At 47.4% G+C, this 14,380-nt stretch carries 15 protein-coding genes; 4 read left to right on the top strand and 11 right to left on the bottom strand.

Going from position 1 to position 14,380, the window contains the following annotated elements; all coding sequences use genetic code 11:
• Window positions 1–270 precede the first annotated feature (270 nt).
• Window positions 271–1,032, top strand: coding sequence for an AMIN domain-containing protein (locus QUB13_RS11195; protein WP_333380633.1), 762 nt, complete (start codon window positions 271–273; stop codon window positions 1,030–1,032).
• The gene (locus QUB13_RS11190) at window positions 998–1,153 is read left to right on the top strand and encodes a hypothetical protein (protein ID WP_333089485.1); all 156 of its coding nucleotides are present in this window, start codon (window positions 998–1,000) and stop codon (window positions 1,151–1,153) included. Before QUB13_RS11195 ends, QUB13_RS11190 begins: the two co-directional genes overlap by 35 nt.
• 193 nt (window positions 1,154–1,346) lie before the next feature.
• Here QUB13_RS11190 and QUB13_RS11185 read toward each other — a convergent pair whose 3' ends face one another.
• Complete coding sequence (locus tag QUB13_RS11185) at window positions 1,347–1,925, bottom strand: DUF3172 domain-containing protein (protein WP_194008307.1); 579 nt, start codon at window positions 1,923–1,925, stop codon at window positions 1,347–1,349.
• A gap of 292 nt (window positions 1,926–2,217) precedes the next feature.
• Between QUB13_RS11185 and clpS the strand changes: the two genes are divergently transcribed.
• Window positions 2,218–2,499, top strand: a complete 282-nt coding sequence (gene clpS, locus QUB13_RS11180; protein WP_333089491.1) for an ATP-dependent Clp protease adapter ClpS — start codon at window positions 2,218–2,220, stop codon at window positions 2,497–2,499.
• 356 nt (window positions 2,500–2,855) lie between these two features.
• On the opposite strand, the gene QUB13_RS11175 is transcribed toward clpS, so the two are convergent.
• The 3 genes from QUB13_RS11175 to QUB13_RS11165 form a co-directional block, all read right to left on the bottom strand.
• Window positions 2,856–3,191, bottom strand: a complete 336-nt coding sequence (locus QUB13_RS11175) for an RNA recognition motif domain-containing protein (RefSeq protein ID WP_333089492.1) — start codon at window positions 3,189–3,191, stop codon at window positions 2,856–2,858.
• Window positions 3,192–3,470: 279 nt separating this feature from the next.
• Window positions 3,471–4,754: a hypothetical protein gene (locus tag QUB13_RS11170; RefSeq protein ID WP_333380631.1), complete on the bottom strand. Its 1,284-nt coding sequence runs from the start codon at window positions 4,752–4,754 to the stop codon at window positions 3,471–3,473.
• 468 nt (window positions 4,755–5,222) lie between these two features.
• The gene (locus tag QUB13_RS11165; protein WP_333380629.1) at window positions 5,223–5,399 is read right to left on the bottom strand and encodes a hypothetical protein; all 177 of its coding nucleotides are present in this window, start codon (window positions 5,397–5,399) and stop codon (window positions 5,223–5,225) included.
• A gap of 391 nt (window positions 5,400–5,790) precedes the next feature.
• Here QUB13_RS11165 and QUB13_RS11160 point away from each other — a divergent pair, with 391 nt between their 5' ends.
• Complete coding sequence (locus QUB13_RS11160) at window positions 5,791–7,173, top strand: UDP-N-acetylmuramoyl-tripeptide--D-alanyl-D-alanine ligase (RefSeq protein WP_333380627.1); 1,383 nt, start codon at window positions 5,791–5,793, stop codon at window positions 7,171–7,173.
• On the opposite strand, the gene QUB13_RS11155 is transcribed toward QUB13_RS11160, so the two are convergent.
• The 7 genes from QUB13_RS11155 to QUB13_RS11125 form a co-directional block, all read right to left on the bottom strand.
• Window positions 7,103–7,732 (bottom strand): hypothetical protein, encoded by a 630-nt coding sequence (locus QUB13_RS11155; RefSeq protein ID WP_333380624.1) that lies wholly within the window; start codon window positions 7,730–7,732, stop codon window positions 7,103–7,105. The genes QUB13_RS11160 and QUB13_RS11155 overlap by 71 nt on opposite strands.
• A gap of 260 nt (window positions 7,733–7,992) precedes the next feature.
• On the bottom strand, window positions 7,993–8,637 hold the full coding sequence (locus tag QUB13_RS11150; protein ID WP_194008311.1) for a Uma2 family endonuclease: 645 nt from the start codon (window positions 8,635–8,637) through the stop codon (window positions 7,993–7,995).
• 327 nt (window positions 8,638–8,964) lie between these two features.
• Window positions 8,965–11,049 (bottom strand): elongation factor G, encoded by a 2,085-nt coding sequence (fusA, locus tag QUB13_RS11145; RefSeq protein ID WP_333089530.1) that lies wholly within the window; start codon window positions 11,047–11,049, stop codon window positions 8,965–8,967.
• Window positions 11,050–11,602: 553 nt separating this feature from the next.
• A complete protein-coding gene (locus tag QUB13_RS11140) occupies window positions 11,603–12,181 on the bottom strand; it encodes a Uma2 family endonuclease (RefSeq protein ID WP_333380622.1) in 579 nt (192 codons plus the stop codon).
• An 87-nt stretch (window positions 12,182–12,268) separates the two neighbouring features.
• Window positions 12,269–13,459 (bottom strand): tetratricopeptide repeat-containing serine protease family protein, encoded by a 1,191-nt coding sequence (locus QUB13_RS11135; RefSeq protein WP_333380620.1) that lies wholly within the window; start codon window positions 13,457–13,459, stop codon window positions 12,269–12,271.
• A gap of 224 nt (window positions 13,460–13,683) precedes the next feature.
• Complete coding sequence (locus QUB13_RS11130; RefSeq protein ID WP_333380618.1) at window positions 13,684–14,076, bottom strand: type II toxin-antitoxin system death-on-curing family toxin; 393 nt, start codon at window positions 14,074–14,076, stop codon at window positions 13,684–13,686.
• On the bottom strand, window positions 14,063–14,254 hold the full coding sequence (locus tag QUB13_RS11125) for a DUF2281 domain-containing protein (RefSeq protein WP_333380616.1): 192 nt from the start codon (window positions 14,252–14,254) through the stop codon (window positions 14,063–14,065). Before QUB13_RS11125 ends, QUB13_RS11130 begins: the two co-directional genes overlap by 14 nt.
• Window positions 14,255–14,380 lie beyond the last annotated feature (126 nt).

The following is a 14,380-nucleotide window of genomic DNA, read 5'->3' as shown; positions in this document are numbered from 1 at the left end:
GTATACGCAAGGTTTGGATTCGTCCAATCTAAGTGGGTAGAGGTGCTTTGTTAACGCCTTTGAAAGTCCCTTTGTGGAATACATCAAGAATCCCCCCGATTCATCGGTGGGGAGTATCAAGCTGCTTTGTATAACTTCCTATTCCCCAATTACCAATTACCAATTACCAATTACCAATTAATGCTAAACTTTCAGCGTTAAACCGCGCTTGCCGTTAACAGTTCGATCGCCCGCAATATCTTTACTAAAAAAAATTATCCTTAAACCTACATGATACCCTCACTGTCAGGCTCTGTGTCGATCGCTGCAAATTTAGCCTGCGCCGCCGCCACCACAGTTGCGATCCTGCAAATAACACTCCAACCAGCCAACGCTTCTACAGTCACAAGTTGGAAATTCGATCCAGCCACAAATCAGCTAGAAATTACTCTCCCAGAGGGAACAACTCCCCTATATTCTCTGCTCAACCCGAATCAAATTGCTGTGGATTTGCCCAATACAGAGATCGGAGTGGACGCAACTCAACTATACTCGCAAGGCGCAGTGCGTTCTGTAGGCGTGACTCAACTTCGCGCCGGAACCACGAGAATTGTCCTAAATTTGGCTCCAGGAGCAGCTTTCAACGGCGAACAAATTCAATTCCAAAGAATCGGGGTAGAAAATCGCTGGGTGTTGCGTCCCTCTATCGAACCGGCTCAGTTCGTAAAAACTCCCGAAACTCAACTCCAGACTGCAACACCAGCACCGTCAAACCAGCCGCCGACAGATTCTAACTCAACTGCTGCAACAGAGGTCGATCGCCCAGAATCTCCTGTTTCGCCGAATTTCCCTGCCAATTCTGTACCGATACCAACTACAAATGACCAAATCCGACCGATAACAGTGCCTTTAGTGAGTGTTCGCCTCAATGAACGTTCGGGTGTACGACCTGCGGCTGTACCCAGTCTAAAACCTCAAATTTCGGCAATAGAAGCACCCCAAAAGCGGATACTTACCTTTGGGGAACCGCTTCCGGGCGATCGCCAAAGGTAAGCCGATGCGGGAAAAGCCAGTAGCGGCTTTTCCCGCATCGGCTTACTGGCTGGAGCAGCCGCAGGTGTTACCACAACTTACGTCGCTGCTCCCCGTTCAGTTTTCGATCGTAAAAAAGTAAGAAGTTCGAGGGAAAAAGCAAAAAGAAACATCTTGCACCGCTCGTAAAAACTCTCTAAAAATAATCTGCCTCGAGCCGCGCATCTGCCACCCTCGGCGGTTTCTGTATCGATCAAAGATTCAAGCAATTGTTCGTCGAGTGAAGAGAAAAATTTTCCCTTCAATCGACGAGCAAAAACCGCTATATCGGCAATTTAGAAATTTTGACCTTCAACCGCTGGAGCTATCGAACCCGGTTGGTTGAGGAACAGGTTTTTAGCGCCGTCGTTTTGATAGATACAGTTAATTTGCGGTTGACCTTCCAGGGGCCCTGTGAAGCCAAAGGTGTTCATCCGATTTTTGCACTCGCGCACTTGGTTTTGGTCGATCAGTTTTCTTTGTTCGAGAATTGCCCAGTTATTGGTTCGGAGGACGCATCCAGGGCGCATACTCGGCTGCGAAATATAGACGTTAAAGGGGTTGAGGGTGAGGTAGACGCGCATATCTGTTACCATCGCGCTGGCTCCAAACTGCACGCAAAGTTCTGGGTTCGGGGCGCTGCGATCGATAAATTCGCGCGATGCTACGTTTTCTGGGCTAATTGTAGCTGTGGAGCTAAAGGCGATGCCAATCCCAATTCCTAGAATAAAAACGGCTGTTAAAATCCCTATGGTGGCAGAATTGAGGAAAGAAGGTTTGCCGGACTGAGGTTGACGCCGCGACTGTCCGCCCAATGAGCTGGTGTCTTCGTCTCGGAATGCGTCGTCTCTGTAGGAGTTAGGTTTGCGTTTCATATTATTTAGATTCTGTCTGTTCTGGGGACTCAACAGGTAGTAGTTTTTTATTTTTAACCGATCGGGCTTTTGTCATAGTATGGCCTTAATAAGGTCGTGGCTACAGGCTGGGGACACTCCTGCTGCGTCTGGTGTTGGGTTCGCCGCGAGCGAGCGATCGCGAGTACCGCCTTGTCTGATTTTTCAGATTTCAATAAAATAGCTGAAAGTGGGATAGTCTTGCACGGGGGAAGAATCCGGCTCAAGATTATTCACAAATTTTAACATTTTACAAGTCAGGAGGTATAGATTAGTGTCTGTCGAAATTATTGAAAAGCGTTCTACAGTCCGCAAGCTTGCGCCGCGCTACCGGGTTTTGCTGCACAATGATGATTTCAATCCGATGGAATACGTGGTGCAGACTTTGATGGCGACGGTACCGAGTATGACTCAGCCACAGGCTGTGAATGTGATGATGGAAGCCCACACTAACGGGCTGGGACTTGTGATTGTTTGCGCTCTCGAACACGCGGAGTTTTACGCTGAAACGCTCAACAATCACGGATTGATCAGCAGCATCGAACCTGACGATTAAAACAGTAGAGCCACTTGAAGGGCTTTGTCCGGCAGGTTTTTGGCTCATATCCGATACGTTCATACCAAAAAGCCAAGGGTTAGGCCCCTGGCTTTTTGGTATATTACACTTCTTGCACTCAATTGCAGACAAGATTGAATCATCTGCGTCGATCGATGTTGATCCGCTCGAAATCTGCGGTTAACCGGCTCGATCGAATATTTATGCAAGAAATCTATTTAATGCGGTCGATCGGGAAAATTGAAGATTAGGGGTAGGGATCGACCAGACTGGAAGTGGTTCGGACGGTGGTTCGGACCTAGATCGGATCGATCGCCTGCTGCTACTCTCAAATCTCTACTCTCGATCTTAGGAAATTAATAACGTCCTCCGCCTCCGCCTCCGCCGCCGCGAGAGAATTTTCCTGGGCCGCCACCGCCCCGGTTGCCGCCGCCCCGGCCGCCTTCATCTTCGCGGGGCTTAGCTTTGTTGACTTTGAGGTCGCGACCCATCCACTCAGCTCCGTCGAGAGCAGCAATCGCTGCATCTTCTTCTGCGTCTGTTGACATTTCTACAAAACCGAAGCCGCGGGGGCGACTGGTTTCCCTGTCGGTAGGTAGATGTACTCGCTTAACGGTTCCGTATTCGGCGAAGACGGTGGTGATGTCTTCTTGGGTAACTTGGTAGGATAAGTTACCGACGTATATCGACATGAGGAATAACTCCAAAAATTAGACAGTGCAAAGAGTTCAGTTTCGGAGAGTTCCCTGCCGATACAGAAGGGCAAGTTTTTAGACAATTCTGTAGCAATGAACAAAGCCTGCAACCGAATCTGATACACTTGGGATTTTAACACAGAATAGCTTCTTTTGAATAGCTTTCAGCAGTTAATTAGGTCTGGATAATTAAACGTAAAGTTTTTAGGGATTTAGAAGACGGGTTTCTCGCCCTGATGTTGGGTCAGTCGCCCGGACAGAAAGTTGTCGTACCTCCTACTGCAGGAAAGATACGTCCACTTTCCCAAAATTGGTACTCAAAGCTAGATTCAGGTTTTCTAGAGCTTTGACTAGCCACACTAGCCCTTCTCGCGTACAAAATTCGTAGTGGCCGAACAAAATTGCCAACCGCTTTTCTAGATAGGGCTTGACTTTGCCACAAATTAGCACGATTTTCAGCAGCAAACCTGTGGTTTGGGTGGGCCCGAGGTTTGAGATCAGGTCGATGAAGACAAAGTGGTTGGGCCGCGCAGGACTCTCTACTACTAAAAAGTTCAATAATTGGCTGCAAGTTCTGATCATTAAAAATTCGTTGAACTGGCGATCGTCGTTGTGGGGAAAGGTATTTTGTAGTTGCTTATACAGTTTGTCGTTAAATTGGCTTTGGCCGTAGCGATCGTCCGCCACAGAAGAAATCAGGTATTCGTACAAGTCGTCTTTAAAGGAGCCGTAGGTCTGGTTTGTGCTGGCGTTCGCCTTGAAGCGACCCGCTAGCTGTCTGTATGTATCAGCTCCTTCTACTTTTCCGACAAATTGCTTGAGAGCAAAGAACAGTTCCGGGTCGCTCAACAAGGTAGGGTTTTTTATAGTTTGTATATCTCTGCCGAAGGAAAGTGAGGTGTGACGGCGCGCTACTTGGGCTTTTCTCACTTGGTGAGCGACGTATTGCGAGAGGTCGATTTCAAATTTCTGCTGCTTTTGGGCTTGGATGGTTTTAATGATTTTCTGCTGTTCGTAGGTGCTGTCGTCGCTGAGGAGGCAGTGTTTGTAGAGGTAAGGATACCGGGGAATTAAGGTTCCCAGGGCTAGGGTGGCGGGGGTTTTGGTGTTGCTGCTGTCTTCGTTGTTGTGGGTGATGACTTGGGCTAAGCGTTTGAGGGTTAGGTACTGTTCGCTTTGGGTAAATTGATGTACTAATTGGGGGATCGAGTGAGAAACCCGCGATCGACTGTATTTAGTTAATATTCTGGGGGCTTCCTCAAACACAGCGATCAATTCGGGAATGGCTGCTTGCTTGCTGGGGTATGTTTGCCAGCGGTTGATCGGAATATGGCAGCAGCGGTTGAGAATGTACTTAAATTCTTGTTGAGCGTATTTTGAGGCTGCTATTTTTTCGAGTGCTTCGACGACGGCGCGATCGGGATATCCGATACCGTGGATAAACAAAGTACGAAAGCGGCTGATGAGTTCGGCCGGCTGCTCTACTTGTACCAACTCCAGCAAGTGGTTGTAAAGTAACTGTTTTTCTTCTTCGTGGCTTTGTCTGTTGTAGTCGTTCACCGTGGATTAACCCTCCGAGGATTTGATACGAGCTTGCAGCGCCCTGGGCACAGATGAATTTTGGCAGAGTCGAGCACCACAATTGAGCCAACCGAGCTTTTCCTCGGACGGGGCGCGAGGGGCGAAAGCGGTCAGCACAGACAGTCGATCGATGTTCTTTGCTTAATTAAACTATTTACCAACACCAGCATTACATGAATTGTTGACAATCAGCAAGGCCTAAAATCACCATATTTTTTGTAAAGTGTTGGTAAAAATGCGGGAGCATCTCAGTTTTGTATTTATAGTGCGAGCTTAATATTTCCCACGGCGGATATATCTGCAAGCGAGGCCGGACAGCACGGCGTGAAAACAATACTTTTGGCAAACGCGAGATGCTCCCTAAAAATGTGGGTTGGTTCGAGTGAATTTATGGGTAAGCGGAGGATTTAGTATGAGAATGTTTACTGTCAGATCGTGTCCGGTAGATTACCAGAATAAAAACGGATCGGGAGCATCTGGTGTTTGGCATTTAACTATAGTGCGATCGTCCCCGCTAGCGAGGACGATCGCACGCTCAATAAAAAAATGCTTTTTACAAAAATGAGATATTCCCGACGGATAGGTGTGGAATGCAAGTCCAGCTTGTTGCGGACTTACATCCACACGTTATTTACTTATTGCGGTCGATCGACCGTAGATGTCAATCCTAATCGGCCGCCCTCTGTAATAAGCTGTTGTTTATCTAGATTGTCTATGGTGATTGAGGGGAAGAGGGGGAGAGGAATCCTTCGACTTCGCGATCGGGTAAAGAGAGGGGAGAAGATTTGTGATCGATCGTCGAAATATACAATTTAAAGGCAGTACAGCTTACCATTTTCGATTGGGGCATTAGGGATGTTGCATTAAAAAATTGAAAATGACTGATAACTGCTAGGGTTGAGATCAGGGACTCGATCGGTTGAATTCTTTGATTGAAGCTGGTTTGAGTTGAATTGGAGGTCAAGCGAGGTAGGATTAACTGTGAAAATAGTTATTTGAAATGTGAGTGCTGGTTATGGTCTGTCGCGTAAGTATCGCCCGACTTGCTGAAATTTTAAATGTACCTTTACCTGCCGTGTCTGAGGACATTTTGACAGTTGTAGGGACAGGTATTGCCACGGATACGCGCACTCTTGAGGGTGGCGAAGTATTTTTGGCGCTGCGGGGAGACAATTTTGACGGGCATAAATTTGTGGCTAAGGCCCGGGATTTGGGGGCGATTGCGGCGGTGGTCGATCGCGATTGGCAAGAAGAAATTGCTAATTTTCCGCTGTTGCGCGTTGACGATACTTTAAAAGCTTACCAGACGATCGCCCGTTGGTGGCGCGACCAGTTCAGTATACCTATAGTTGCTGTTACAGGTTCTGTCGGTAAAACTACTGCTAAAGAGTTAATTGCGGCAGTTTTATCAACCAGGGGAAATGTTCTTAAAACTCAATATAACTACAACAATGAAATTGGAGTCCCAAAAACGCTATTGGAGCTTTCGCCGTCACACAATTATGCTGTAATTGAAATGGGAATGCGCGGGCGGGGCGAAATTGCCCTGCTATCGCAAATTGCGCGTCCTACTGTGGCGGTAATTACTAACACTGGAACGGCGCATATCGGGCGACTGGGTTCGGAAGAGGCGATCGCAATCGCTAAGTGCGAACTGTTAGCCGAAATGCCTGCTGATAGCATTGCTATTCTCAATCACGATTCTGACAGATTAATCCCAACTGCGGCGCTTTTTTGGCAGGGAAAAACTTTAACCTACGGTTTAGAAGGCGGGGAATTGTGCGGGGAATTGCTAGGTAATGATACCATTTCTGTAGAAGGTATGCAACTGCCGCTGCCGCTAGCTGGACGGCACAATGCTGTAAATTATTTGGCTGCTTTGGCTGTAGCAAAAGTGTTAGATATTGATTGGGAAGTGTTACAGCAAGGTTTGTCGGTGGAGTTACCGGATGGAAGGGCGCGCCGCTACGATTTACCCGATGATATTGTGATTCTTGACGAGACTTACAATGCTGGTTTGGAGTCGATGTTAGCGGCTTTGAGGTTGTTAGCGGATACTCCGGGAAAGCGCCGGATTGCGGTGTTGGGTACGATGAAGGAATTGGGCGACAGGGCGATAGAATTTCACCGACAAGTGGGAAAAGCGGCGCAAGAGTTGAAGCTTGATGCTTTGTTTGTTTTTGCGGATTTTGAGGAAGCGGCGGCGATGGCTGCGGGTGCGGCTGGTTTGCCTTTTGTGGATGTTGGAGATATTACGGCGCAAAATGGGCGGGAGGATTTAGCAAAGCAGTTGTTGGGATTTGTTGAAAAGGGCGATCGTATTTTATTTAAGGCTTCTCATTCGGTGGGATTGAATCGAGTTGTGGAGAAGTTTCGCGCGGAATTTGCGGGGGAGTAATAGAAAAGAAATTTTGGGGATTTGAAATTATGCGAGCGATTCTAGTCGATCGTCGCCTCAAACTCACGTTTCGATCGCTGATGCGTAGGGTAAGATGCCCATCTGCACCTAAGTCCCGAGGGTTCAATATCCCGATCGCTTGCGTCGGCTCGATTTCGATATCTGGAGCAATCTCAATGGCTGCAATTCTGGCATTCTCAACTATCGTATTTCCTATCATTGTATTGTGTACTGCCTCAAACTTAGATTCGGCTTCCGAAATTTCTTCGTAGTGTACAATCACATGATAATATTTATTAATTGGTTCTCCAGAATCTGAATTTTCCACGGCAAGCGAATCGATATTCTGAGATTCTTCGGCTTTCTCGCGATACTCGTCGGCTAAATGTTCCAGGGCGATCGCGATCGCGTGTTCTTTCGTTTGTCCGTAAAAATTCATGGTATCATCAGGGCGATCGCTCAAAGATGATGATATCTGACAAAGATACTGCCCGTTTGATTGAGCGCAAACGTCGAGCGCAATTGTACCAGCAGTGCGATCGGGATTCATTTGAGTCATCTCAACCTCGCTATCTCATGAAATAAAATTTAGGACTTACGCGCCAACTCTATCCTCCGGGTGCGAATTGCACACCTTACAGCTACTTGTAGCGCATTAAGTTCGTACTCAGGACTCAAGCCCTCAATAGACATCTGCCAAAAAGACAGTTTTTAACAGGCATCCTGCCTGTTCCACAATCATTATGCAAGAGGTCTAATAAACTCGCTGGGAGTGAAGTCCTCGATATGATATCATTTTCCGAGTACGATCGCCCTGCTTCACTCTCCTGACTGAATTTGACTCCTCACCCACTCCCGAAACAACCGCAGCAAAGCCTTTTCTTTTGTAGTCTTTTTCAGTTCCAAAAACCTGAGCATTTCAGACTTCGACAGAAAAGGAAAGGTTGGAGAAACCTCGCACTCTGCGTATTCATTGCCTTCTAACTGATAGATGATTAAACGCTTGCCATCGTAGCGCCAAACTTCAGGTACGCCCAAACTTGCGTAAAGTTCGAGACGATCGATCGAACTGCTGGTAATGTCAATTTCAATAGCTAAATCTGGTGGTGGGTCTTCATTGAGATCGATTTGTTCTTTATTCCAGACAACATCTTCATTCTGAATGTAGTAACATTTATCAGGTTCTAACCCTCGTGCCAAATCTTGGCGCTTGCAGGTTAGTGAACCCATGCTGCAAATGTCAAGATTTAATTCATCTGTTAGAAGTTCCACAAAGTTTCCTAACAGTTCTCCAGATTTTTCGTGGGGTGCTGATGGAGTCATAATTTCTAAATTTCCGCGATCGTAAGTCAGGCGAATTCCCGGCTGTTCTGCGAGTTCGTTTACCAGAGATTCATAAGTCTGCCAACTAATATTTTTTAGCAGAAATCCGGCTTTTGGGGTTTGAATCAGGGTGGCTGTCATGGCTACCTGCCTGGGTTTTAAATTATTGATTGTATCTTAGCAAATATAAATTTTCGATCGATCGCGAAACCGCAGATTAACGCAAATCAACGCAGATAATTTTAACTGTTTTGGACGCACCAAGATAGCCAGAAACCTGGTTTTTAGCTAATCTCGTCGCTGTGGCGAAGGATGTGGAAAAAAACAGGTTTCTGGCTCCTGGCGAGTAAATCAAAGAAACCGGGTTTTTAGCCAATCTCGTCGCTGTGGCGAAGGATGTGGAAAAAACCCGGTTTCTGGCTATCTTTTCGTGAAGTGCGATCGAATAGATCGATCGCACTTAATACACTACTTCGCAGCTTGACGCTCTTTCGCTTCCTTGATCACTTCCTCGGCGATGTTGCTTGGACAAGGAGAATAGTGGGAGAACGACATGGAGAATTGTCCGCGCCCAGATGTCATGGTACGCAAGTCGCTAATGTAACCAAACATTTCGCTCAACGGCACATCTGCCTTGATCCGCGCTCCTGTCTGGCTTGTCTCCTGAGCTTTCATCATCCCGCGGCGGCGGTTGAGGTCGCCGATTACGTCGCCCATGTAATCATCTGGAGTGAATACATCGACATTCATAATCGGTTCCAGCAACTGAGGGCCTGCTTTGGGGATTGATTGACGATAGGCTGCTTTGGCAGCAATTTCAAAGGCCATCGCCGACGAGTCAACGGGGTGGAAACCACCTTCTAGGAGGGTGAATTTCAAGTCTAAGCAGGGGAATCCAGCCAAGACGCCTTTGTCGATGCAGCTTTCAAAGCCTTTTTCGACCGCTGGCCAATATTCTCTCGGTACACTACCACCAGTCACTTTTGACTCAAATATGAAGCCACTTCCAGGCTCACCAGGCTCGATCACGTAGCCGATTTTGGCGAATTGACCGGAACCACCTGATTGCTTTTTGTGGGTGTAATCGTCTTCGAGGCGCTTGGTAATTGACTCGCGGTAGGCTACCTGCGGTTCGCCGACTTCTACTTCGACGCCGTGGGTGCGCTTGAGAATGTCTACTTTGATGTCGAGGTGTAACTCGCCCATCCCCTTGAGAATCATTTCGCCGCTTTCTTGATCCGTCACCATGTGGAAGGATGGGTCTTCTTGCACCATTTTGGTGAGGGCTGCTCCCATTTTTTCTTCGCCGCCTTTCACCTTCGGTCTGACCGAAATCGAAATAACGGGAGCGGGGAATACCATCGGCTCTAGGGTGGCGGGATTTTTGGGGTCGCAGATGGTGTGTCCGGTGCGGACGTTTTTCATGCCGACGATCGCCACAATGTCCCCTGCTTGGGCCGATTCAATTTCTTCGCGAGAGTTGGCGTGCATCTCCACCAAACGGCTGACGCGCTCGGTTTTGCCTGTGGCTGTGTTGAGTACGGTGTCGCCTTTAGACAGCTTACCGGAGTACAGGCGCGTGAATGTTAGAGCACCGTAGCGATCGTCCATGATCTTAAACGCCAGTGCCCGCAACGGTCTGTTGGGATCGACGATCGCAAACTCGCCGGTTTCTTCGCCATCGAGATCGACTTCTGGCTGCGGTGCAACTTCCATTGGGTTTGGCAGATAGTCAACCACGGCATCCAGTACCAACTGCACGCCTTTGTTTTTAAACGATGAGCCGCAGTAGGTGGGGAAAAATGCCCGATCGCGTGTACCTTTGCGAATACAGCGCTTGAGGTCGTCAATACTCGGTTCGTTGCCTTCGAGATATTGTTCCATCAGAGCGTCGTCTTGCTCGACGGCGAGTTCGATCAACTGTTCGCGATATTTCTCGACATCATCGACCATATCGGCCGGAACTTCCTCGATTGTGTAGTTCAGCGGGTCGCCGGAGTCATCCCAGATCCAGGCTTTGCGGGTCAGCAAATCGACTACGCCGCAAAACTTTTCTTCGATGCCGATCGGCAATACCATCACCATCGGTTTAGCTGCGAGGATTGTATCTACTTGCTTGACAACGCGGTAAAAATCTGCGCCGGTGCGATCGAGCTTGTTGATGTAGACGATGCGAGCGACTTTGGAATCGTTAGCGTAGCGCCAGTTGGTTTCAGATTGCGGTTCAACTCCACCCGAACCGCAGAACACGCCGATACCACCATCGAGAACTTTTAGCGAACGGTAAACCTCGATCGTAAAATCGACGTGTCCGGGAGTGTCGATGACGTTGAGCTGATGCTTGTTCCAGAAGCAGGTGGTAGCAGCGGATTGAATCGTAATACCGCGCTCTTGCTCCTGTTCCATGAAGTCAGTCGTCGCCGCGCCTTCGTGAACTTCACCTATTTTGTGGATTTTGCCTGTCAGTTTTAGGATTCTTTCAGTTGTGGTGGTCTTGCCAGCATCTACGTGGGCGAAGATGCCGATATTTCGATAAAGAGTGAGATCTTTCATAATTACTGTTGAGATTAAATGCGACGAACCGTCGGCGACCACCTGCAAGCGTGACAAGCGAGGAATCAATGTTGCCTTTGGTGCCATTACAGGCTAGATTTCTTTTCCCCTGTTTCTGGCATACCTATCTTAATTTTGACACTTCTCCGTCATTCCTGCGAAGCATTCTTGGGTGATTGACTGCTGGCGGGACTTTGACGCCGGTGATTCTTGACAGTTTGACGGGATGCGCTACCAGAGTGGTGTTACCTTCCCTCGCTGTCTGCAAGCGATTCGCGGGAGAGCATCTGTGTTTGGCATGGATAGTGCTCGCTGGTAGTGCTATGAAAAAAAAATACGGTAGTGGTCAATATAGCCTTTCTCAAAAAGGGGAGGTACAGGTTTAGGTTTTAGATACTTCGACTCCCTTCGACTCCCTTCGACTTCCTTCGGGGGGCAAGACGCTGGCTCACAAGTCGCGATCGTACAAGTTTTAGATTTTAGATTGGGGGATTGAGGGATTGATGGCTCTATCGATTGATACCTCATCTTTATGCTCGATCGTTAAATTATACTAATTCCAAATCTTTTGCAAATTGAGAACAAAACCCGGCAAAACATCTTCCCCAGAAAGAGTTTGAGGAGATTGCAATATTTCTACACTTCTACCGAGGCGGTAAATTTCAACTTCCCGTTTTTTGCGGTTAATCAACCAACCCAAACGGCAGCCGTTTTCTATATATTCTTGCATTTTTTCTTGCGTCTTTTTCAAGCTGTCACTGGGCGATACTAATTCAATGACAAAATCGGGACAAAGCGGGATGAATTTTTCTCTTTGTTCGGGTGTTAAAGCTTGCCAGCGAGATTTTTCTACCCAAGAAGCATCGGGAGAGCGATCGGCTTTGTTGGGCAGGGTAAATCCTGTGGAGGAATCAAACACTTCGCCGAGTTCTGTTTGTTCGTTCCACAGGTCTAATTGTGTAGTCAATTTCACATTGCGTTTACCTGTTTCTCCTCCGGTTGGTGGCATGGCGATTAATTCTCCGTTGGCGCTGCGTTCTAATTTTAAATCGGGGTTTGATTCGCACAGTTGGTAGAACTGTTCGGAAGTTAGTTTAATTATGGAGTTGAGGTTTAAGGTGATAGCAGTCATTGTTATTTACCTGCTGTTTGTATAAACTTGATTAAGAATTAAAAATGAAATATCCCATTTTTAATTCTTAATTTTTAACTTATAATTCTACTGCAATTGTTTGATTCTGTTGAGCGCGTCTTGATACGCACTTGTTCTGCCGCCTTGTTTGTAAAGTTCTGCTGCTTTTTGAAAGTCGGCAATTGCTTTTGGTTTGTCTTCTGTTTCCAGGTAAGCTAAAGCTCGGTTGTAGTAAGCGTCGGCAAAACCGGGATTGGCTGCGATCGCCTGCGTGTATGCTTGAATAGCAGTGGAACCGCGCGTGGTTTCGGGTTGGGGCAAGCCGGAAGTGATGAAAGTGCGGGCATTACCGATATTAAAATACAATTCTGGGGTATATTTTGGCTTGAAAGCCAGTGCTCTGTTGAAATCGGCGATCGCCTCCCAAGCATCTCCTTGATCTAACCGCGAAAGTCCTCGAAAATAATAGGCTTGGGCATCTTGCGGATTGGCGGTGGATACCGGGCCGGTAGTTGCGGGAGTATTGTCTACTTTCAACTCAGATTTGTTCATTCCCGCCGCCACTAACTTGGCGATAAATGTATTGATGGGAACTGCTGCATTAAATCCGGTTTTGATCGGGGCGACTTCGCCGGAACTGGTTTGGGCAAAACCGAATTCGCCTTGTCCGTGCAAACCGATGACTCGGCCTTCGGAGTCGAAAACTGGCCCGCCGCTCATACCGCTCCAAGTTACTGCCTGATACCGCAAATTGTAACCTTCGGGGCGGTTGTGCGGGCGGCTGGTGACGAGTCCGGGAGAGAGTTCTGGTTCTCTTTCTGCGCCGAACAGTCCGCCGGTAGCGGGATAGCCGTAAACGTAGATTTGACTGCCGATGACGGCTAGATCGGAATCTGCGATCGTCGCGACTGGATATTCTTCGGGACTTTCAAATTTGACTAATGCTAAATCTGGATCTGTGGCGGCTGTTTGCAAGCGGGTGACTGCGGTTGCTTGATAGTTTTTGCCGATCGAGGTGCGAACGGTATATTTAACGTCTGCTTTTTCTACAACGTGGTTGACTGTTAAAACTGTGTAAGTTTTGCCTGTTTTGGCAATAATTACGCCTGAACCGTCTCCTAGGGAACTGTTAATTTGTACTGTCAGCGGCCCGGCAATGTTGGCGACTTCTTGGGCTGTTTTGGCGATCGCGGGCTGGCTGATGACTATGGTTAAGGCTGCGGTAGTTCCTGCTAGCACGCTGCTTAAGGTGTCGAAACGAGAAAAATATTTATTCATGGTATTGGGAATTTGTAGTTGGGTAGCGGGAGTTGGCGGCGGTTGGCGATTTTTGTTTTTTTGTTTTTAGTTGGATTAGTGGGTTGACGCTCGTGCGATCGGCTTTGTTCTTTAGTGATAATTTTACTCGCTTTTTTGTTCCGCAATTCCCCGATTTTGGCCCCGGACACGCCTTTGCCGTTTCCTTACAGATGCTAGCTGGCGCACGATGCCCATCCTACTTATTAAAACGCAACAATACATGACTCAAACTCAGTGCTTAGTTCTTCTTTCGTCATCGTTCCCCGTGCGACTTGCATGACTAAATTATATGCTCGATCGTCCGTTAAATTTAGAGCGCAACCATTCAATCGCAAAAAGGTATCTGCCACAGCAAAAGCCGTTCTCTTATTGCCGTCCATAAATGGATGATTCATCGCTATATGGTAGAGATAGGCGGCAGCTTGTTCGCTAATTGTTGGATGCAAAAGTTGACCGCTAAAAGTTGCTTGAGGTTGAGCTAAAGCTGACTCTAACAAGCCTTCATCTCTAACGCCGGAAGTTCCGCCAAATCTCTCTATCTGTCTGGCATGAATGCTGAGAACCGTATTTTTGGTGATAAAATTAGGAGTTGGCAAGGCGATGATAAACCTCCTTTCTTTCGCGTTCAGAATCTAGATATGCTTGCCATGCTTTGGCTTCTAATTTTTGTTGTTCTTCTTCAGTTTTTAAGGAACGAACAAATTCCAGCACTTTCAGCAGCAAAGGTTCTGGTACTCGATCGAGTTCTTGAAGAAGTTGGTCTTTTGCGCTCATGTTTCCTCCTAGTTATTTTATTATTTTACAACCTGCAGATTAGATAATCAATGGCTGAGTAAAACTCGGCGGTTGAAACCGCGTCTATACAAACGAAGTCGGCCTCCGCCGACTGCAGGTTAGAGT

It is taken from the genome of Microcoleus sp. B4-D4 (assembly GCF_036705185.1).
GTDB lineage: Bacteria > Cyanobacteriota > Cyanobacteriia > Cyanobacteriales > Microcoleaceae > Microcoleus.
The sequence above is the reverse complement of the archived record's forward strand: the minus strand, read 5'-3'. Positions and strand labels throughout refer to the sequence as shown.

Bases quoted from the DNA above. Each gene is read 5' to 3' on its own strand.
- QUB13_RS11195 (WP_333380633.1), top strand. From the start codon at position 271: ATGATACCCTCACTGTCAGGCTCTGTGTCGATCGCTGCAAATTTAGCC.
- QUB13_RS11185 (WP_194008307.1), bottom strand. From the start codon at position 1,925: ATGAAACGCAAACCTAACTCCTACAGAGACGACGCATTCCGAGACGAA.
- QUB13_RS11175 (WP_333089492.1), bottom strand. From the start codon at position 3,191: ATGTCGATATACGTCGGTAACTTATCCTACCAAGTTACCCAAGAAGAC.
- QUB13_RS11160 (WP_333380627.1), top strand. From the start codon at position 5,791: ATGGTCTGTCGCGTAAGTATCGCCCGACTTGCTGAAATTTTAAATGTA.
- QUB13_RS11155 (WP_333380624.1), bottom strand. From the start codon at position 7,732: ATGACTCAAATGAATCCCGATCGCACTGCTGGTACAATTGCGCTCGAC.
- QUB13_RS11150 (WP_194008311.1), bottom strand. From the start codon at position 8,637: ATGACAGCCACCCTGATTCAAACCCCAAAAGCCGGATTTCTGCTAAAA.
- fusA (WP_333089530.1), bottom strand. From the start codon at position 11,049: ATGAAAGATCTCACTCTTTATCGAAATATCGGCATCTTCGCCCACGTA.
- QUB13_RS11140 (WP_333380622.1), bottom strand. From the start codon at position 12,181: ATGACTGCTATCACCTTAAACCTCAACTCCATAATTAAACTAACTTCC.
- QUB13_RS11135 (WP_333380620.1), bottom strand. From the start codon at position 13,459: ATGAATAAATATTTTTCTCGTTTCGACACCTTAAGCAGCGTGCTAGCA.
- QUB13_RS11125 (WP_333380616.1), bottom strand. From the start codon at position 14,254: ATGAGCGCAAAAGACCAACTTCTTCAAGAACTCGATCGAGTACCAGAA.